19 protein-coding genes are annotated in these 20,160 nt (G+C 39.6%); 8 read left to right on the top strand and 11 right to left on the bottom strand.

Annotated elements, in window-relative coordinates; all coding sequences use genetic code 11:
* Window positions 1-12 precede the first annotated feature (12 nt).
* The 5 genes from FPV17_RS18145 to FPV17_RS18125 all read right to left on the bottom strand — a co-directional run bounded on the left by FPV17_RS18145 (window position 13) and on the right by FPV17_RS18125 (window position 5,025).
* Window positions 13-1,143, bottom strand: a complete 1,131-nt coding sequence (locus tag FPV17_RS18145; RefSeq protein ID WP_144559808.1) for a GerAB/ArcD/ProY family transporter — start codon at window positions 1,141-1,143, stop codon at window positions 13-15.
* Window positions 1,140-1,361, bottom strand: a complete 222-nt coding sequence (locus FPV17_RS18140; RefSeq protein WP_144559806.1) for a hypothetical protein — start codon at window positions 1,359-1,361, stop codon at window positions 1,140-1,142. Before FPV17_RS18140 ends, FPV17_RS18145 begins: the two co-directional genes overlap by 4 nt.
* Window positions 1,358-2,557 (bottom strand): Ger(x)C family spore germination protein, encoded by a 1,200-nt coding sequence (locus FPV17_RS18135; RefSeq protein ID WP_144559804.1) that lies wholly within the window; start codon window positions 2,555-2,557, stop codon window positions 1,358-1,360. Before FPV17_RS18135 ends, FPV17_RS18140 begins: the two co-directional genes overlap by 4 nt.
* Before the next feature lie 16 nt (window positions 2,558-2,573).
* The gene (locus FPV17_RS18130) at window positions 2,574-4,082 is read right to left on the bottom strand and encodes a spore germination protein (RefSeq protein WP_246117068.1); all 1,509 of its coding nucleotides are present in this window, start codon (window positions 4,080-4,082) and stop codon (window positions 2,574-2,576) included.
* 106 nt (window positions 4,083-4,188) lie between these two features.
* Window positions 4,189-5,025 (bottom strand): class II fructose-bisphosphate aldolase, encoded by an 837-nt coding sequence (locus FPV17_RS18125; RefSeq protein WP_144559800.1) that lies wholly within the window; start codon window positions 5,023-5,025, stop codon window positions 4,189-4,191.
* A 160-nt stretch (window positions 5,026-5,185) separates the two neighbouring features.
* Here FPV17_RS18125 and FPV17_RS18120 point away from each other — a divergent pair, with 160 nt between their 5' ends.
* The 4 genes from FPV17_RS18120 to FPV17_RS18105 all read left to right on the top strand — a co-directional run bounded on the left by FPV17_RS18120 (window position 5,186) and on the right by FPV17_RS18105 (window position 9,877).
* A complete protein-coding gene (locus FPV17_RS18120; RefSeq protein ID WP_144559799.1) occupies window positions 5,186-6,031 on the top strand; it encodes a MurR/RpiR family transcriptional regulator in 846 nt (281 codons plus the stop codon).
* 51 nt (window positions 6,032-6,082) lie between these two features.
* A complete protein-coding gene (locus FPV17_RS18115) occupies window positions 6,083-7,447 on the top strand; it encodes a GntP family permease (protein ID WP_035397978.1) in 1,365 nt (454 codons plus the stop codon).
* Between the two features lie 94 nt (window positions 7,448-7,541).
* The gene (garR, locus tag FPV17_RS18110; protein WP_144559797.1) at window positions 7,542-8,447 is read left to right on the top strand and encodes a 2-hydroxy-3-oxopropionate reductase; all 906 of its coding nucleotides are present in this window, start codon (window positions 7,542-7,544) and stop codon (window positions 8,445-8,447) included.
* A complete protein-coding gene (locus FPV17_RS18105; protein WP_035397974.1) occupies window positions 8,444-9,877 on the top strand; it encodes a four-carbon acid sugar kinase family protein in 1,434 nt (477 codons plus the stop codon). Before garR ends, FPV17_RS18105 begins: the two co-directional genes overlap by 4 nt.
* A gap of 43 nt (window positions 9,878-9,920) precedes the next feature.
* Here the strand turns inward: FPV17_RS18105 and FPV17_RS18100 are convergent, their stop codons facing one another.
* Genes FPV17_RS18100 through FPV17_RS18085 form a run of 4 tightly spaced genes read right to left on the bottom strand, consistent with a single transcriptional unit; the run spans window position 9,921 to window position 13,882 of the window.
* On the bottom strand, window positions 9,921-10,835 hold the full coding sequence (locus FPV17_RS18100; protein ID WP_144559795.1) for a ketopantoate reductase family protein: 915 nt from the start codon (window positions 10,833-10,835) through the stop codon (window positions 9,921-9,923).
* A 49-nt stretch (window positions 10,836-10,884) separates the two neighbouring features.
* Window positions 10,885-12,228 carry an MFS transporter gene (locus FPV17_RS18095; protein WP_144559793.1) on the bottom strand — a complete coding sequence of 448 codons (1,344 nt, stop codon included), beginning with the start codon at window positions 12,226-12,228 and terminating at the stop codon, window positions 10,885-10,887.
* A gap of 14 nt (window positions 12,229-12,242) precedes the next feature.
* The gene (locus FPV17_RS18090; RefSeq protein WP_144559791.1) at window positions 12,243-13,427 is read right to left on the bottom strand and encodes a hypothetical protein; all 1,185 of its coding nucleotides are present in this window, start codon (window positions 13,425-13,427) and stop codon (window positions 12,243-12,245) included.
* A complete protein-coding gene (locus FPV17_RS18085) occupies window positions 13,424-13,882 on the bottom strand; it encodes an RNA polymerase sigma factor (protein ID WP_035397966.1) in 459 nt (152 codons plus the stop codon). The genes FPV17_RS18090 and FPV17_RS18085 overlap by 4 nt, the downstream gene beginning before the upstream one ends.
* Before the next feature lie 271 nt (window positions 13,883-14,153).
* Between FPV17_RS18085 and FPV17_RS18080 the strand changes: the two genes are divergently transcribed.
* From FPV17_RS18080 to FPV17_RS18065, 4 genes are all read left to right on the top strand, one after another.
* On the top strand, window positions 14,154-14,810 hold the full coding sequence (locus FPV17_RS18080; protein ID WP_186370651.1) for an MOSC domain-containing protein: 657 nt from the start codon (window positions 14,154-14,156) through the stop codon (window positions 14,808-14,810).
* Between the two features lie 16 nt (window positions 14,811-14,826).
* Window positions 14,827-15,768 (top strand): NAD(P)-dependent oxidoreductase, encoded by a 942-nt coding sequence (locus FPV17_RS18075; protein ID WP_144559787.1) that lies wholly within the window; start codon window positions 14,827-14,829, stop codon window positions 15,766-15,768.
* A 165-nt stretch (window positions 15,769-15,933) separates the two neighbouring features.
* A complete protein-coding gene (gene rlmN / locus FPV17_RS18070; RefSeq protein ID WP_035394784.1) occupies window positions 15,934-16,998 on the top strand; it encodes a dual-specificity RNA methyltransferase RlmN in 1,065 nt (354 codons plus the stop codon).
* Between the two features lie 149 nt (window positions 16,999-17,147).
* Entirely contained in the window at window positions 17,148-18,785 is a 1,638-nt protein-coding gene (locus FPV17_RS18065; protein WP_144559785.1) for a BCCT family transporter, read from the top strand.
* A gap of 104 nt (window positions 18,786-18,889) precedes the next feature.
* Here FPV17_RS18065 and FPV17_RS22075 read toward each other — a convergent pair whose 3' ends face one another.
* Window positions 18,890-19,027 carry a hypothetical protein gene (locus FPV17_RS22075; protein ID WP_158331973.1) on the bottom strand — a complete coding sequence of 46 codons (138 nt, stop codon included), beginning with the start codon at window positions 19,025-19,027 and terminating at the stop codon, window positions 18,890-18,892.
* Entirely contained in the window at window positions 19,024-20,118 is a 1,095-nt protein-coding gene (locus FPV17_RS18060) for a response regulator aspartate phosphatase (protein ID WP_144559783.1), read from the bottom strand. Before FPV17_RS18060 ends, FPV17_RS22075 begins: the two co-directional genes overlap by 4 nt.
* Window positions 20,119-20,160: the final 42 nt, after the last annotated feature.

Raw genomic sequence — 20,160 nt, 5'->3', positions numbered from 1 at the left:
TTTATTCCTCCTTTATAATCCTTGGCTTGGCTTTTGAGAATCGTTCAGTGGTCGCTTCCTTCTATACGTAAAGAAGCTTATAAGAACAAGAACAATCGGTAAGATGCCACCAATTCCGAGAGAAAGCCACATCGCTGGGCCAATGTAAAACTCATAATCAGCAGCCGCATCTTCAAATGCTTGCAGCGGTATGAAGAGGAAAAGAAGGGCGAGCGGCAACACAAGTGGCTTTATATTCTTAAGTTGAAACATGTTTCCAATCCCTTTAGCGCTGACATAAAGGTATAGGCAAATTTTGAAATAAATTGTAATAAACCAAAGAATTGTTAACAATGCTTCAATACGTTCTGCAAAGTTTCCGAATGAAACCCTTTGAGTCAATGCGAATAACGGATAATAGGCAGTAGTCATTAATTCGGGCCCTAGTACAGAAATACAAAGGAGCGTGACGAGAAATAAAATGGTGCAAGCGAGTACGTGTCCTTGCCAAAATGCTCGACCCGCTCTCTTTTTGTCAGAAACATACTTTGGGAAAATACTTAAAATAAGAAAATTGTTACACGCAGTAATGGCTAAATAAAACAGAATGGCTTCAACATATTGATTTTGCTCTCCACGAAAAAAGGGTAAAACAAATTCAAGATGAATATCGGATGCTTTTAGCACAAACAGCGTAAACAAAGGGATAAAAAAGAAAATGCTTAGCATTTCTGCTGTGCGTCCAAGTGTGCAAATTCCTAAATAAACGCCCATCGCAACAATAGACATGCTAATAAACATCACCATAGCGGAAGGTGTCTCAGGCAACAGATGATTATTGATGAATGAGAGAGAGTAGTGTAACTTTGTCGAAACAGTTAGTAGCGGAAGTGCTGTTATAAGTAAAACAACGATAACTCCAGCTTTGTTACCAAGAATATCTCGACTTATTTCGAAAATATCTTTTTGAGGATAGCGTCGTGCCAGCATTTGAAATAAAAAAATATGTGGCAGTCCTAGGAGCGTTCCGAAAATAACAATCCACCAAGCATCTCTTCCTACCATAGTGCCCAAGATCAAGGGCATGCTTAAAAGAGATGTACTACACGTACTAAATAAGACAAGCATGCGAAACTGATTGGTTGTTAGTTTTTCTTTGCTCATGTTTTCATTCCTTGAAGAGATTTTACAATTGATGTCATTTTATTTGCCAAGCTGGGTATTTCAATTTGTAAAATATAGGTAGTTCCGTAAAAAAGACCGATGCTAAGGATTGTGAAAAAGAGTATAGACATTTTTTTATCACCTTTTAACTTCTTACTCTGACTGATATAGATAAGGAAGGCGACACCAGCTAATAAGAGCAGTTGAAAGACAATCATTTTTGGTCACCTTCCTTTAAAAACGAATTCACAATACTTCCACTATCAGTCAGTTGAATGTCAACCTCAATGTTGACCTCAAGTTCTTTAAATAATGTGTCCCACTCATCTTGGTGTGCCTCCCAATAATTAGGGTGGTTACGATAAATATTTTGACCGATACCAAACACGTCTGTATTAAGCTCTTTTACTTTCTCGATGGTGCTGTTTAACGTTGTTTTAAATTCATCGCTCGCTAGCTGCTCCACTTTTTTATAAGATGAGGGCAGGGCAAGGTTTAACGTTGTGCAATCCACTTCTGAGATAGTTGCTTCAATGTCAAATTTGTAGTTTGCTTTCGGTTGGTTGTTGTCAATTTCCGTTTTTAGTTGTCTTTGTACATCTTTTACTTCAAGAGCAATCTGACCACCACCAGGGCATGTGAAACTACCGACACTGTCGCTTACATCATGAGTTAAGTAATCAAGGCCTTTGCTATCTTTTTGACCTAGCCAACCAACAAGCTTATTTTCTTTAAATAATGCAGCTTTATTAATATGAAGCATGGAGAGAGGGGAATTGACCTCTGCGTTCGCTTTTGTGCGTCCTTTTTCTAAATCACCTGAAACGGTGATGCCCATAATGGATGGCTCAATACCTTCTGCCATCATCTCTTGATATAGTTCATCAATTGTGATCGCTTTCGTTCCGCCATAGGATCGGAGTGAAAACGTGATGGAATCAAAGGCATTTTGTGAAGGTAAATTTTCAAGAGGTGTAATAATATCCAGAATGTCGTAAGCATTGTTGTCATAGGCAATGACAATGTAATAATCAGAACGGGACTCGTGGTCACGATAAAAGAAATCAAGCACATTCTCTAAGCCGTCTTTAGCCACTTCTTCGCTTATAATTAATACTTTTAATTGCGAGATAAATGCACGACGTGGTGATTTCTGCACCATTTTTCTTAAAGATTCATGAATAGTCTTTGAACGTTCCTGGACATTCATCGCCTGAGCGTAGCCTCTACCTGTTTCCTGAGAAGCAATTTCTGCTGGATTCATTGCTTGCATTGTTAAGATATACTCATCATCATCTTTATCAATGGCCATGCCAACAATTAGCGACAATTCGTTGAGTTCCCAGCGATCCCAACACCCCGAAAGTGGCAGGCACATGACAAGTATGAGTATGAAAAATCGTTTTAAGGACATTGTGCACTACCTCCTTTTATTTCTCTGGGCTTGGGCGCTTTGTTCGATTCCTTACTCGATCAAGGGAATCTCCCGGTGTAGGGCGTTCTTTCATCATCCATTTAGGTGCTCGAAAGATCATATCTTGTTGATTTTTTAAAACAAATGGTGTGAAGCCTTGCATATAAGGAATTCCGAATGATTTTAAGCTCGATAGGTGCAGGAGAAGTGCTGTAAACCCAACGCAAATCCCGACTAATCCAAAAGAAGCAGAGAGTCCCATGAAAGCAAAACGCAAAATGCGGATGGGGATGCCAATGTTGTAACTTGGGAACACAAAGCCAGCAATAGCGGTTATGGAAACGACAATTACGACGGCAGCAGATACAATTCCAGCTTGTACAGCCGCTTGACCAATGACAATTGCGCCAACAATCGAGACCGCCTGACCAACAGGCTGAGGCATTCGAATACCAGCTTCGCGTAAAATTTCAAACGTCAACTCCATTAATAATGTCTCAATGAAAGTAGGGAAAGGTGTACCTTCCCTCTGAGCAGCTAAATTACCTAATAAGCCAGTTGGAATGAGCTCTTGATGAAAGGTTGTTACGGCAATATATAAGGAAGGCCCTAATAATGCGATTAAAATACAACCAAATCGAAGGATGCGAATTAACGTACTTATATCGGATCGTTGTGTGTAGTCTTCTGTATTGTGAAAAAAATGGACAAACAACGCAGGGACAATCATGACCATCGGTGTGCCGTCCACAATAATGGCAATTTTACCTTCTAATAAATGTGCGGCAGCTGTATCAGGTCGCTCGGTTGTGTAAACGGTAGGGAAAGGGGTGTAAAAAGAATCTTGAATCAATTCTTCTAAGCTGCCATCTTCTAGAATGCCGTCTGTGTCAATTCTTTTTAAGCGACTATAAAGTTCTTTTACCAACGTTTTATCGACAATGCCATTTACGTAAGCAATGGATATCGTTGTTCGTGAGCGCTCGCCTAAGGTCATAGATTCAATCCAAAGGTTTTCATCCGATAATCGTCTGCGAATTAATGAAGTGTTCACTCTCATATTTTCCACGAATCCTTCTCTAGGACCCCTGACAACCGTTTCAGTAGTCGGTTCTGCGACGGTGCGTTCTGAGAATTGAGGGATAGCGACAGCAATGGCAGAAGAAGAACCTTCCGTTAAGCAAATTGCATTTCCTTTTAAAAGTTTTTCTAAGATGATGTTATACGTTAATGCTTTTTCTGTATGGCCGATTTCTTCTAAGCTAAGTTGGATATCCTCAATAGGGTTTTCTACCGATGGCTCTGTTTGTTTCGCTCCAGCCATCATTTTCTGTAAGGCGCGATCATCGACTAAGCCATCTATGTATAGAAGGGAAGCTGGAATTGTATGATCACTACCAAAAGAAAATGGACGCTGAACGAGATCATCGCTCTTTCCTATAATCTGCTCAATGTACGCAATCTTCTTATCCAAAGCTTTGGCGGGCTGCAGATAAACCGATTTGGAATCTTTTGATTTACTCATACTACTGACCCTCCTTTTCCCTGAATAAAGCTTATTATGTGGAACCGAAAAGAAAACATACATTAAAAAAAGCGACCCTTTTTAGGTCGCTTCCATTCTTTGTAGCTTATTTATTTTTATAAAGTGTAACAACCTTTTCCATATGGTTACTCATTGCTTTTTGAGCGTTTTCCATGACGACACTTAAGTGTGCTTTTGGATTCTTGTCTACTGTCTCAGTAATGGTTTCGACAGCAGTCAAAGATATTTCTGTATTGACATTTATTTTGCGAATACCTTTTTCAATAGCTTGAAGTACTTCCTTTTCAGGTGTTCCTGAACCGCCGTGTAAAACTAGTGGAGTATCAATTCTTTCTTTAAGAGCGTCAAGTAAATCTAAACGAATCTCTGGGTCACCATCATACATTCCATGAACGGTTCCAATAGAAGCGGCAAGAAAATCAACATTTGTTTTTTTAACAAAATCTGCTGCTTCATCAGGATCTGTTAAGCGACCGTCACCTTCTTCTTCATCGGAGAAAGCACCTTTTTGCATAGAGCCTATCTCTGCTTCAACATCAACCCCGTGTTCATGTGCAAAATCAACGACTTCTTTTGTCTGTTTAATGTTTTCTTCCAATGATAAAGCTGATCCATCGAACATAACCGATGTAAATCCAGCATGAACAGCACGACGAATCGTTTCAAACTCATAGCTATGATCAAGGTGAAGAGCCACGTCAACGGAAGCTTGTTCGGCAATCACTTTGGTAAAGGCAGCAAAAGCTTCTAAGTTCATATACTCTTTGTACCGTTCCCCATACGCTATAATGACTGGTTGCTGTTGATTCTCTGCTGCTTTTACAGCGGCTTGGATCGTTTCGGCGTTGTAGCAATTAAATGCTGCAATGGCTGTGTTTGTTTTCTCTGCATAAGCGAGAACGTCTTTTGTTGTAGTAAACATTACCAATTCCTCCTACTTTGTAGTTAAAACTACATGTTAAGCACATAATAAGCCTCTATTTTGTACAAATCAAGTCGAATTATGTAGAAAAAGAAAAAAATCCTGTTGTGTAAGCGTTACATATGTAGTAATATTACTACAGAAATGAGGAGGGAAGAGAATGCTTCGGTTTGAAGAACGCATTACGCTTAAAAAGAAATCGCTTACGGCAACTGAAGAAAAGATTATTCATCAGTTAAAAGTGCAGGACAAACCATTTCTTCTGTCTATGGGAGAACTTGCGATGCTAAGTGAAGTAAGTGAACCTAGTGTCGTTCGCTTGTATAAAAAGCTTGAATATCAGTCCTATCAAGAGCTTAAAGTTGCGTTAGCGCAAGAAATGGCTGATATGAAACCGTCTTCTTTAGAGATTATTGATATTGCAAAAGAAGATATGGCAGAGACTATTTTTGAAAAAATGGCCGATCAGGTTTTTCAAGCCATGGCTTTAACAAAAGAAAGGCTTTCAAATGAACGTGTGGAAGAAGCGGTTCAAGCCATTATAGAAGCGAACAGGCTTTACTTCTTTGGTCAGGGGTTATCTGCCACAATGGCTGAAGACGGTGCGCACAAATTTATGCGTTTAGGCGGGAATGTACTTTCAGTTAAAGATCCGCATTATCAAGCAATTTATGCAAGCCACATGACGAATAAAGATGTGATTCTGGCGATTTCTCATTCTGGAGAAACGACAAATATATATGAAGTGTTAAAGATGGCAAAGAAACACGGGGCTTATCTTATTGTAATTACCGCAAATGAGCATTCAAGTATTGCAAGTGTTGCAGATAATGTCTTTCTAACTCAAGCTCATGAAACGAAGCATCAATCAGATGCAATGATTTCAAGGCTCGTTCAACTCGTTTTAATGGATACGCTTTATACACGAGTTGCGGCTGAAGCAGGTGAGGATGCCAAGCAAAAAATAAATCAGTCCCGTTTGGCCGTCACACGCATGAAAAAATAACGATTTACAAACGCTAAAACAATTAAAAAGTCATTTTAATGAGGTGGGCTCATGTTAACTGGCAATGGATTAATTATCGGATTTGTTGTCGCTCTTATCATTCTCTTTATTCTTATTATGAAATTCAAATGGGATGCATTTATTTCGTTACTCGTCATCGCTGTTGGACTTGGTCTTGTATCGGCCATTCCTACACGTAATGTACCGACTGTTGTTGCAGAAGGGTTTGGTGCTACTCTTACAGGCGTCGGGATCTTAATCGGTCTTGGAATCATCTTTGGTCAGTTCCTTGCTGCCTCTGGTGCCATTGAGAAAATTGCTAGCTCTATGTTGCGGGCATTCGGAATAAAAAATTCACCATATGCATTGGCTGCTACAGCTACAACTGTTGCAATCCCAGTATTTTTTGATGCAGCCTTTATTATCTTAAATAAACTTGTACAAAGCTTATCAATTAAAACAAAGATTTCATTGGCGACCTTTGTAGCCATTCTTGCTATTGGCTTAATTGTTTCACATAGCTTAATTATTCCAACTCCTGGTCCATTAGTTGTTGCAGACCAAATGGGCACAGACATAGGAATATTCTTTCTCTACGGTTTACTAGTAGCCATTCCGGCAACGTTAGTAGGTGGTGTTCTTTACGGGAAGTTTATCGGCAAACGAATTCCAAATGGTAATCGATTAGATGATGCAGTTGAAGATATTGAAAACGTCGATAACACAGTATCACGTGAAATACCGACTTGGCTTTCATACGCGATGCTCGCATTACCGATTGTACTCATCTTATCCAACACGTTAATTAATAACGTCATTTACCGCAATGATCAAGAGCAGATCATTCCGACGATCTTTGCAACAATCGGCGATAAAAACATGGCACTTTTGATCAGTGTTGTTGTCGCAATGTTTGTTTTGCCTAAATACATTAAGGAATCAACTCCAACGGTATTTCGTCAAGCATTTGAAGCGTCTGGTATGGTCGTTTTAATTACAGGTGCTGGTGGAGCTTTTGGACGAGTCGTACAAGAAACAGGTTTAGGTGATCTGTTGATTAGTGTTATGCAGGGGATGAACATGCCTGCACTATTATTAGGTTTTGTTTTTGCACAAATCCTAAGAGCTTCTCTTGGTAGTGCAACCGTTGCTCTTGTTACAACAGCGAGTATATTAGGGCCGATGGCTATTGATTTAGGTGTGTCGCCAGTTCTACTTGGACTTGCCATTTGTGCGGGAGGTATCGGTCTTTCATTACCGAACGACTCAGGCTTCTGGGTAGTGTCTAAATTCGGGCGTTTGTCCGTTGCAGAAACGCTTCGTGTTTGGAGTCTAGGAGGATTCATTGCTGGTGTAACGGCACTTGCCTTTATTTTCTTCTTAAGTGCAATCGCAGGATTCTTACCAGGACTTTAAATGACAATGGAAAAACCGACTATTTAGTTGGTTTTTTCCGGCTTTACTTACAGAAATAAATAATTAACAACAGAGATAAAGGTGGAGAAGAAACATGAACAAACGTGTAGGATTTATTGGATTAGGTATTATGGGTATGCCGATGACGCGAAATTTATTAAAAGCTGGTTTTAGCGTAACGGCATTTGACCTTAATCAAGATGCAGTAAAGGCAATCGCTGCTGAAGGTGCCGTTGCAGCTTCGTCAGGAAAAGAAGTAGCTGAAAACAGTGATGTACTTATTACGATGTTACCAAAAGGTGAACATGTTCGCGCAGCTGTTTTTGGTGTAAATGGTGTAATTGAAGGAGCAGAAAAAGGGTTAATCATTGTCGATATGAGCTCTGTATCACCTGTTGATTCAAAGCAAATGGCGACACATGCAGCAGAAAAAGGTGTACATTTCTTGGATGCCCCTGTAAGTGGTGGAGAACCTAAAGCCGTTGATGGAACACTTGCCATTATGGTTGGTGGAGAAGAAGACGTTTTTGCTCAAGCAAAACCAGTGCTAGAAGCGATGGGAACAGATATTGTTCTTGTTGGGGACGCTGGGTGTGGAACAACAGCGAAGCTTGCAAACCAAATTATTGTTAATTTAAACATTGCGGCTGTTTCGGAGGCGCTTGTATTGGCATCCAAGGCAGGTATTGATATTGAAAAAATGTATCAAGCGATTCGTGGTGGTCTAGCTGGTAGCACCGTGATGGACGCAAAAATACCGATGATTTTAGATCGTAATTTTGTCGCCGGTGGTCGAATTGATATTAATATGAAGGATTTAACGAACGTTATGAATACTGCGCATGAAATGCACGTTCCATTACCGCTTTCCAGTCAATTGCTTGAGATTTTCCATTCATTAAGTGCTGATGGGAAGCAAGCAATCGATCACGGTGGCATTGTTCAACACTATGAAAAGCTAGCCAATGTAATCGTTCAGCGCAAGGAGGAGAACGAATGAAACAGTTAAATGTGGAAGAGACGTTTGCAAGCATTAAGCCTGTCGATCGCCATGAAATACAGTCACTTCTTAAAGCAGAACAACAAGCATCTCCATATAAGATTGTTGTCTTAGATGACGATCCAACAGGCATTCAAACCGTTCATGGCGTTTCTGTGTTTACAGATTGGACGAAAGCATCGATTCAAGCTGGTTTCAAAGAAGATCAATCGATGTTCTTTATATTAACGAATTCACGCGGTTTTACTGAAGAGGAAACCATTCAATGTCATGAAGAAATTGCGGAACGTGTACAAGAAGTTGCGGATGCGGAGAATACTCCATATTTGCTTATTAGCCGTGGTGATTCAACATTACGTGGACATTATCCATTAGAAACCGAAACCATTAAAACGAAAATTGAATCCATGGGACAAAAGCACTTTGATGGGGAAATTATCATTCCTTTCTTTAAAGAAGGAGGACGCTTTACCATTAATAATATTCATTACGTTCAAAATGGTACAGAACTCGTGCCGGCTGGAGAAACGGAATTTGCCAATGACCGCACATTTGGTTTTGCTTCTTCTCATTTAGGTGAGTACATCGAAGAAAAAACAAATGGTCGTTACCAAAAAGAAGAGACGATTTACATTTCCCTTGAAGATTTACGAGATGTTGCCATTGAAAAAATTACAGCACAATTATCCGCAGCGACTGACTTCCAAAAAATTGTGGTGAATGCTGTTGGCTATGAAGATGTTGAAGTGTTTGCAACGGCTTTATTAAGAGCGTTAAAGCAAGGGAAGCATTTTATCGCTCGAAGTGCTGCTGCGTTGACAAAGGTTATTGGTGGTATCACAGATAAGCCGTTACTTAAACGAGAAGATATGGTCACAAAAGGAAGTCAGCATGGTGGACTAATTGCAGTAGGTTCCCACGTGAAAAAAACAACGGAACAACTTAAGCACCTTCTTGATAGTGGCTTAGTAAAAGGAATCGAATTTGATGTTCATCTTGTGCAAGATGACGAGAAATTTGTACAAGAAACGAAACGTGTACGTCTTGCATGTGAAGAGGCCATTAAAAATGGGGAATCGGTTGTTTATTATACACGCAGAGAGCGTCTGGATTTAGGTGACAATATGCAAGAAGAGGAATTAAAACAATCGGTTAAAATTTCTGATGCAGTCACAAGCATAGTGCGGGATCTAGAAGTTGAGCCGAGTTATATCGTAGCAAAAGGCGGCATAACATCGAGTAGTATTGGGACGATTGGTCTAAGTGTTGAAAGAGCAGTAGTAGCAGGTCAAATTAAACCAGGAATTCCTGTTTGGAAGACAGGACAGGAAAGTAAGTTCCCGGGGAAAGCGTATGTGATTTTTCCAGGGAATGTAGGACAACCTGAGACACTTAAAGAAGCTGTAGCCATTCTTGAAGGAAAAGAATAAACGAAAGAAGGCGTGGTTTTTTAATCCACGCCTTCTTTGTGTTTTATGTAAGTCTTGCTTCGTAAAGGCTTACATTTGTGTAAACGGTTGAAAGCGTTGGGACTTCAATACCGTGTTTTGCGGCCCGTTTTATTAAGTAACCTTGAAGATGGCGGGCTTCTGTTGTTGAACGCTGTTCCATATCACGGAGCATGGACGACTTCATGTCAGCGTTAACGGATTCAAAGGTACGCATATGATCAGCGATAATAGTCGGGGACAAAGGCGCTTCTTCAGCCTTCATGATCGTAACGCATTCAGTTAAAAATCTTCTAATGAAGGCTTTGCCTTCTTCATTGCTGAGAATGGGACCAATACTTGAACGGAAAAGAGTTGTGATACCTGATGCCACCGTGATAAACAGGTATTTATGCCAAATTTCTTGTTCGATGTTAGTCGAAAATATGAAATCTGCTTTTGTTCCTGAAAAATGGGCATGTAGCTGTTCGACTCGATCTGTTTGACGATCTGATCGACTTCCGTATACGAGACGGTGAGCTTGGCTTGTTTGTCGAATTGCTTCGGTTGAGTCGATAGCGCTTTCAATAAAACAAAGACCGCCTATCACATTCTCGCCAAATGCTTTATCAAGCGTTTCATAATGAGCAACGCCATTTAACAACGGTAGAATCAAAGTTTGTTCATCTGTAAAAGGACGAACATCCTGAATGGCTTGATCAAGGTGGTACGCTTTTGTTGTGAAAATGACGAGATCAAATGGGTTTGCTTTATCGCTTGACGTTAAAAGAGATGGGATTAAATCAATGTCTCCGTGAATACTTCTCACATGTAATCCTTGCTCGGTAAGGCGTTTCTTTTTCTTTTCTCGTACTAAAAAAGTAACATCTTCTCCTTTTTCCGCAAGTCTTGCGCCAAAGTATCCACCAACGCCACCTCCGCCAACTACTAATATCCGCATATGCATTCTCCTTTCCTTTGTAGTATAAAACAAATGTCATCCTTTTTCCTTATAAGCTTGAGTTATCATAGTTTATTCTTTTCTTTTTAGAAGAGAGTCTCTTCTTTTTCCCTTTTAATAAAGCAGGTAAAGACAAGCAGATGATTAAGACGATGCCAGACAAAGCGAACATGGTTTGAACGCCCACTGCTTGAGTAAGGACGGCTCCAGTCGGTGGTGCAACGATAACAACAAGGCTTGTAAGAGATTGTGAAATTGAGGCAATACTTGCTACCTCTTCATCTCGTGGAATGGTCTGTATCGCATAATTAAGGGTCGTGATCGAGAGACCCGTACCGATTCCACATATAAAGCCAATTACAAGAAAAAGAATTATTGGATGATGAGCTTGAATTTGGCTAAAGCCAATAAACGAAAGCGCGATAAGTGCTAGAGATGTACTAATCCAAAAAAGAAGATGGGTAAGCTTTTTTAATCGATTAAAGATCGTGATGATGGTTACCGCCCCAAAACCAATAGCGGATATGACTAGTGTTAAATGTTGTGGGTTTGTTGGTGCAATTTCCCTAAAGAGAATAGGGAATTGGGAATCAACGAATTGAATGCAAAATAAACCGATTAATGACAGGCTAACTAATGAGAGTAGTAAAGGGTGAGTAAAAAGAGCTAACCAACCGGATTTCCATTCTTCAAAAAAAGATGTTCTAGAAAACGCTGTAAGTGTTGTCATAAAAGCTGGCGAAATTAAATGTTGAATCGAAAATAAAATCGCTGCGGAAATAAGAAAAGCAGCTGCGTTAAGAAGTAATAGTGTTTGTGGAGTAAGCACGGTTAAAAAGAGTCCTCCAAGAAAGGGAACAATTATTTTGGCACCTTGACTCACCAAACCGTTCCAAGACACTGCTTTAAGTCGAAGGTGCTCAGGAACCAGTTCTCGAACTAGGCTTTGTTGGATAGGAAAATGGACAACGTTTGCCGTACTACGTAAGCTTAGTAAAATGAGGGCAAGCCATGGTGTTGGTGAAAAAAAGAGTCCAATGGTGAAACAGGCAGTTAAACAATCGGCGAACACCATTAAGCGAATTTTTTGAAAACGTTTCACCAAGCTGGTAACAAACTGAGAGAAAATGACTTGTGGCAGTGCAAGAGCTACCGGAATCAAGCCCAGATAAATCGGGCTTGATTGCCAAATATAAGCGAATAGAACCATTAGAGCGATCGAATCAAACCACTGACCAATAACAGAAATACTATAAGAGGTAAATAAAGCAGGGTATCCTCGAATACCCCATATTGTTTGAGGGGGGTGTTCCCTTTTCAATTGCTGGCCTAATTGATGAGTCTCTGCCTCTTGGTAAAGTTGATCTAACCGATCCTTTGGTGGTAAGTACATCTTCTGACTCCTTCTTATAAATTTAATTCACCGTAGTTTGATTTCGATGGTTCTAGTTGATCGGACGTGTGAATGAGACCATTTTTATTTTCGGTCATTCGCTGTTGAATAACGTGTTTTGATTGTTCATTCGGAACCGATAATTCACCTAAGAGAACGATTGAATGGTCCTTTATTGCTTCAAAGGAAAGGGTATCTTCAAAACGAAGATAGCGGTAGACCACAATGGTTGTTGGATACTTGAGCTGCTGCAATGTTTCCTGCTTCCATGTATCGTTTGTGATAAAGCGAAAATCATCCTTGTACGTATAAACATCTGTTTCAAAGCGATTAAGGACTTCGTATACAAGATCCTCAATATCTTCAGAACAAAGTATAAATGAGTGGGAATGAATCGACTTAAATGCTTTCTGAAACGCTTCTCTTGTGACAGATTGGTCGAACACAAGTGGTTTTGTTGTAAAAACACATTCTTGTTTAAATCGTTTGATGGACTGACTTGACAGTTGGAACACACTTTTTAGCTGTTTGTAATGAGTAGGAATGATTTTTGTTGTTCCATGTATCGTTACCTTGGACATAACGCTTGCCACTTGATGTTCATATAGCTCAATAACCCCGTTAATTTGGATCGATTCGATCTTATCGCTTAGTTGCTCTAAATCAAGATCAGCTGCTAATGTGAGGACACCATTTAGGGCTAAATTTGTTTTCGGTGAAAAACTATCGACCAATGCGTTTGTTAGCAGCGTGTCTCCTGACAAGAGTTTAGGTTCACTACCTGTGTAATCCAGTAATACGCCAGAGTGCTTTTTTATGAGTCTATTTACAGATCCTTTAAATGCAGTAGGCACGTATATAATCCCATTTACGATAAAGGTGAGTTCTGTCTCTAAGATCGTTTCCAACCGTAAATCATTTGAAAATGTTAATAACCCATTGACGATGATCGTCTGATCTGGTTTAGCATAGGTTAATAGTTCATTATCTACAGTAAATAACCCGTTTATTACTTGAGCATCTTTAGGGATTTTAAGAGAATAGCCAAGGTTGCCAATTGATAGTTTTGGTACAAGTGAAGCTGTTTCAGTTGAATAAAGCAATAACCCTACGTTGTTAATATGCTGTATCGCTGAGATGCTTTCTTCCGTTGCTTCTGTAAGATTAAGAGTCCCTACATTTCCGATTGTTTTTTTCATTCGTATGCCTCCTGAATTAATTGTCTTAAAAATCCAATTGCTTTCGTAAGTTGATAGCGTACTGTTCCTGAAGGAATGTCTAGTGCTTTGCCAATTTCAGTGCTTGAAAGTCCTAACCAGTAGCGTTTGAAAACAAGATCCTTTTGCTTAGGTGGAAGTTTATTAAGAAGCTCTATTACTTCAAGATTGTTGAACTCCGTCGGCAAGAAAACAGGTTCTTTCGTTTCGTCAAGGCCAATTTCACGCCCGTATTTTCTCCTCAAATCAATAAGTTCGTTTTTCATAACACGATAAAACCATGCTTTTTGTTTATAGTAAGGCCATTCATGAAGCTCAGTATAGGAGAGGGATTTTTCCCACGCATATTGAATTAAATCATTCGCTTCATGTTCATTTGCAGCGATAGAAAGTGCAAAGGTTCGTATGTCTCTTTCTAGCGCTTCGTGAACAATCATAGATTCAGAACTCCCTCCTTTTCATTGTCTTCACATAGATAACGGTTAAGGAACGCGAACTGTTGGCAAAAAATGATTTTTTTTCGAACTTTCGACTTTATCTACATGATGTAGACGTTTTTTCCTTTTATTCATTTTAAAGCAGGTGGTCGAGCTTTTGAATAAAAATAACAATCGAACCTCGTCAATTTGTAATGAATGTGGCATGATAATGATAACGTTATTGTACTCGTGTAAACGATAGATACTCTTTATGAGGGGGAATAAATGGATGGAACAAAGGATACATGCATTATCTACAGGTTTGCCAAAGGAAATGAAGAAGAGCGGGATGAAGCGCTCAGTTGTTACGGGAATAGAAAAAGAGCGTGTAGACGAGGTGTATTTAACAAAAGATGGGTTTAAAGGAGACGATGTGGCTGACAAGCGAAACCACGGCGGACCAGACCGAGCAGTTTGTTTTTACCCATTGGAGCATTATAAAAAATGGCAAGAAGAATTGGGTCGAGTATTGCCCAATGCCGCTTTCGGAGAAAACCTTACGGTGACAAATATGCTTGAAGAGAGCGTGTACATAGGGAATATTTATAGGATAGGTCGTGCGCTTGTTCAAATTACTCAGGGACGCATCCCTTGCAGTACAATTGACCAGTATACGGAGGCCGACACACTACTAAAACGAACAATTGAGACTGGTTTTACAGGGTACTTAGGTCGTGTGCTGGAGGAAGGAACCATTTCTTCACAATCAACCATTGAGTTAATTGAAGAACACCCAAAGAAGATGTCAGTCCTTGCTTGTAATCAGGTCTATTTTGCAAATGAAGATTGGGGAGAAATGGAAGAGGTTGCTTCGGTTGAGCCCTTGGCTGAGGACTGGAAGAGACGTTTAGCAAAACGAATTGATCGACTAAAACAGCAATCGTAAGAGAGGAAGTAACGGGATGACACATATTTTTATTTCAGGCGAAATTCCGGTTAGTGGATACGAAGCATTAAAAAAATATTCGGTTGATGTTTATGAGTGTGAAAACGTGATCAGAGAAGAGGATTTAATTGAAGGTGTAAGGGATGCAACTGCTTTACTTTGCCCGTTATCCACAAAGGTAACAAGAAAAGTGATGGAGTCAGCGCCGTCTCTTAAGATTATTGCAAACTATGGTGCAGGGTTTGATAATATTGATTTAGTGGCAGCAAAAGAAAGAGAGATCGTAGTCACAAATACCCCAAAAGTATCCACTGATGCGACAGCCGAATTAACGTTAGGATTAATGCTTAGCTTAATGCGTCGGATTCCAGAAGGAGATCAACTCTGTCGCACAGAAGGGTTCAATGGATGGGCACCATTATTCTTTTTAGGAAGGGAACTAAAAGGGAAAACCCTTGGGATTGTGGGCTATGGAAAGATTGGACAAGCCGTTGCCAAGCGTGCACAGGCATTTGGAATGAACATCTTATATACTTCAAGAACAAAGAAAGATACAGAAAACGAAATCAACTATCGACCATTTGATCAATTGATTCAAGAAGCAGACATCGTTTCCATACATACAGCCTATTCAGATGAGACCCATCACTTATTTAATGAAAAAACATTTAAGCGAATGAAGAAGAGCGCAATTCTTTTAAACGTGTCCAGAGGTCCTGTAGTTCATGAGGAAGCACTAGTGCGTGCGTTAAAACAAAGAGAACTTGCAGGTGCAGCGCTAGATGTTTTTGAAAACGAGCCACTTATTCATGATGAATTAAAGACATTAGCGAATGTTGTCTTAACCCCTCATATTGGGAATGCGACGATTGAAACACGAGAGGAAATGGCAAGACTTGCTGCAGGCAATATTACCTCTTATATAGAAGAAGGAACAGCATTAACGCCTGTTGGATAAACATAAAAAAGCTTATTGATGATACTCTCAATAAGCTTTTTTGTAATCTTTCTTTTCTTTTTCTTGAAAAGTATGATAGAATAAAGGATTGTAGAATGTGTTTATTTGACTGTGTTTAGGATTAATATAAATGGAAATACGAAATTGATAGGAAAGAGGGATCATATGCAAAAGCAATCAATTTATGGTCTGACAATGGATAAATTAGCCGATTGGTTTGTTGAGCACGGCCATAAAAAATTTAGAGCAACTCAAGTTTGGGACTGGCTTTATCGTAAGCGTGTGACACGTTTCGAGGAAATGTCTAATCTTAATAAAGAAACGGTTTCTTTATTAGAAGAGCATTTTGTTTTCGGGTCTTTGAAGGAGCATATTCGGCAGGAGTCAAAAGACGGTACCGTTAAATTTTTATTCCAACTAAGTGATGGAAATTTGATTGAAACGGTACTCATGACGCACAAATATGGTTTTTCTGTCTGTGTGACAACCCAGGTAGGGTGCAACATTGGCTGTAGCTTTTGTGCGAGCGGATTGCTGAAAAAGAATCGTGACTTAACGAGCGGAGAAATTGTTGAACAGATCATGAATGTTCAATTCTTCCTTGATGAACGTAAGAAAGAAGAGCGCGTTAGTCATATTGTGGTGATGGGAATTGGAGAGCCATTTGATAACTTTGACAATACGGTTGACTTTTTAGACATTATTAAAGACCACAAAGGTCTTGCTATTGGAGCGCGTCATATTACTGTATCAACAAGCGGACTGGCCCATAAGATTAAAGAATTTGCAGATTTGAAGAGTCAAGTAAACTTAGCTGTTTCTTTACACGCGCCGAACAACGAGCTGCGCTCTAAGATTATGAAAATCAATAAAGCGTTCCCGATTGAGAAGCTGATGGAATCCGTTAACTATTATTTAGATAAGACCAATCGACGTGTAACGTACGAATATATTCTGATTAAAGATGTGAACGATCATAAGGAAGAAGCGCTACAATTAGCAGAGCTAATAGGGGATAAGCGCCACCTTTCTTACGTGAACTTAATTCCGTATAATCCAGTTGATGAGCATGGTCAATATCAGCGAAGCGAGCCAGAAGCCATTCAAGAGTTCTTCCAGACGCTTAAGAAAAAAGGCATTAACTGTGGCGTTCGTTTAGAGCAAGGAACAGATATTGATGCCGCTTGTGGTCAATTACGAAGCAAGCAAGAAAAGAAGCGTGTTGGGTAAACCCCTAAGACTATGGATACAATTCATAGTCTTTTTTTGTGTTAACTAGTACTAAAGGTTTTAATCCTATGAAAGAAGGAAATAGGTACTAGGAATATTGAGGGTTTTTGTCGATAAATCGAGAAAAAAATCCCAAAGGAGGCGTTTAGTTGAAAAAGAATACACTTACCGTTGTATTTTGGTGTTCACTCCTATTAGCGAGTGTGTTCATCTTATGGGGCATCTTCTTACCAAGAAACGTCGAGACCGTGTTAGGAGCAGTTGATGGTTTCGTTGCATCGAATCTGGGTTGGGTCTACATATTAGCAACGACAGGTTTTGTTCTCTTAGCATTATTTTTGATTTTTGGCCCATTCGGTAAAATCACATTAGGAAAACCAGGCGAAAAACCGGAATACAGTTATTTTACTTGGTTTGCTTTTTTGTTCACTGCTGGCATGGGTGTCGGACTTGTGTTCTTCGGGGTGACAGAGCCGTTAACCCATTATTACAGCCCACCAACAACAGAAGCCAATAGTATCGCGGCCGCTGAAGAATCGCTCTTATATACATTATTTCATTGGGGGTTTCACCCGTGGGCAACGTATGCGATTGTGGCTTTAGCCCTTTCTTATTTTAAATTTAGACATAATTCACCTGCGCTTATTTCTTCGGCCTTTACGCCGTTAATTGGAAAGCATGCGCAAGGTGGAATCGGTCATAGTATTGACATCTTAGCTGTCTTTGCAACGATTTTTGGTATTGCTACATCGTTAGGGCTAGGGGCATCGCAAATTACGGCGGGGTTAAGCTATAGCTTTGACGGAATAGAGAATTCGACTTTAACGACACTAATTGTGATTGCTGTCGTAACGGTTGCGTTTATTTTATCCGCGGCATCTGGAGTTGACAAAGGCATTCGGTACCTTAGCTGGATGAATATCGTTGTGGCCATTGCACTTATGATATTTGTCTTTCTTCTAGGATCTAGCGTTCAGATGATCGAATCATTCACAACAACAGTAGGAAACTACCTTCAAAATCTCCCTAGTATGACATTTGGTATGAACGCTTTTACAGGTGAGCGTGAATTTCTTAATGATTGGACTTTGTTTTATTGGGCATGGTGGATTGGGTGGTCTCCTTTTGTAGGAACATTTATAGCTCGTGTGTCAAGAGGAAGAACCATTCGTGAGTTTGTTATTGGTGTAATGGGTGTGCCAGTTTTGTTTAGTGCAATTTGGTTTTCCATTTTCGGTGTTGCAGGTTTAGAAATGGATGCTAATCAAAGTGGCGGCTTATATCAATTAATTATGGATCAAGGGAATGAAGTGGCGTTATTTGCCTTTTTAGAGTCGTATCCGATGGCGCCAGTAATCATGGGAATAGCCATTTTACTTATTGCCTCCTTTTTTGTTACATCTGCTGATGCAGCAACATTCGTATTAGGTATGTTGACAACAGGTGGAAGGCTCAACCCGAGTGTGAAAGTGAAAATCGCTTGGGGTCTTATTTTAGCAGCTACAGCAGCAGCTCTCTTGATATCTGGTGGTTTAGAAGCATTGGAGATGGCAATGCTTATAGCTGCATTCCCGTTCGTATTTGTTGTTTTATTGATGGCCATCTCGTTAATGAAGGCATTAAGTAGTGAGTATGACATTTTAAAACTGGAAAGCAAACATCGGGATTGGGATCCGAGGTATCAAGAAGAATCACATCAAGAATTAGAAGAAATGAAGGAAGAATTTGATAAGAACATTCCTGAAGAATCCATTCAAGGTGAAGAAGACGACAGCAAGGAACGGTAATAGGGGAGGCATGTGTGAACAAACGTAGTCTCTTAAAAGGCGCTTCCAACATAAAAAACGTATTCCTCATTACGAGAAATACGTTTTTTTATCGGTACACTAAATTATCTACCATCCGCTTTATCTAACGCAGTGATAGAGCGACCATCTGCTTTATCAGCAGAATGACTGGCGTCTAAACTGAAGCTACCAATTGAAAGAGCAACTGCTAATGCAATAAGAAGAGATGTTTTCTTTTTCATGTTTGTTCAACTCCTATACAAGATTGATGGATGCGCATTCGATGTGCCATCCTCATGAAATGCAAAGCTTTCTCAAACTTTCCGAGTTTTGAATACACGTCCACTACTTCTTCCGCTAGTTCAGAAGCTTCAAAGTATAATTCGGCTTGTTGCAATTCTTCAAGTCCTTCATTGATCATCGCTGTATCATTTAGCACGTAAAGACCGAGACTTACTTTACAGCGGATGACATATTCAGTCATATTAAGTGACTGAACTTTGTGTGATATATTATTTAATATGTCATGGTTTTCTTTTTTATTCGGTTCTTTTCTTAGCTTCACATTAATGAGGTTGTACTCTGTTTTTGTTCCGACTACTGAATCTTTATGTTCTTTAAGTAAAAGTGCCTCTTCAAAATACTGGATCGCTTCATCTTGTCGGTTTTGTTTGACTCGATTTAAACCAAGAATTCTTAAGATGAGCGCACGTGTCACAGGATACGGTTTAGAACGTCTGAAGGCATGTTGTAGTAAATCTTCTGCTTCTTCAAATTTAAGAAGCTCCGTACTAATCCCGCCTAAGAAAATGTGAATATTGAGCACAATTTCTTCATAATCAGGTTTCTTTTCAAAGATTTCAAGGGCTTGCTCAAAATAGGAAACAGCAAAGATATATTGATCTACTCGATAATAGCTAATAGCAGATCGGTAGTAAAACTCTGCTTTTTCAATTTGATCAGGTACTTGTTCTAAAAGTCGCTCCGCTATCTTATAGGAGCGAACAGCTGATTTATAACGTCCGTTATGGAATTCATTTTGTCCGTACATAAAGTAGTACATAAATTGCATGTACTCATCGGTTGCTTTATCTGCTATCGCAATAGCTGCAAATTGTTTATGCTCGCTTGAATTCGGCTCAATAAATAATTGGTGTCTAAAGTTTACTAATTCATAATACGACTTCACTTTTTCATCCGGAACCATTCGATTCATCAGTTGATTGACTTCGTGTTTGGAAAGAATGGCTTGCTCTCGATCATAGGAAATAATGCAACTATACCACTCGACTATTTTAGCTCCTACTTCTGGTGCAGCTACAGTTGATGACATTAGTGCAACCTCCCTTCCTACCCGTTAGTTGCTTCATTATAG

The organism is Shouchella miscanthi (assembly GCF_007725405.1).
In the GTDB taxonomy this organism is placed as follows: Bacteria; Bacillota; Bacilli; order Bacillales; family Bacillaceae_D; genus Shouchella; species Shouchella hunanensis.
The sequence above is the reverse complement of the archived record's forward strand: the minus strand, read 5'-3'. Positions and strand labels throughout refer to the sequence as shown.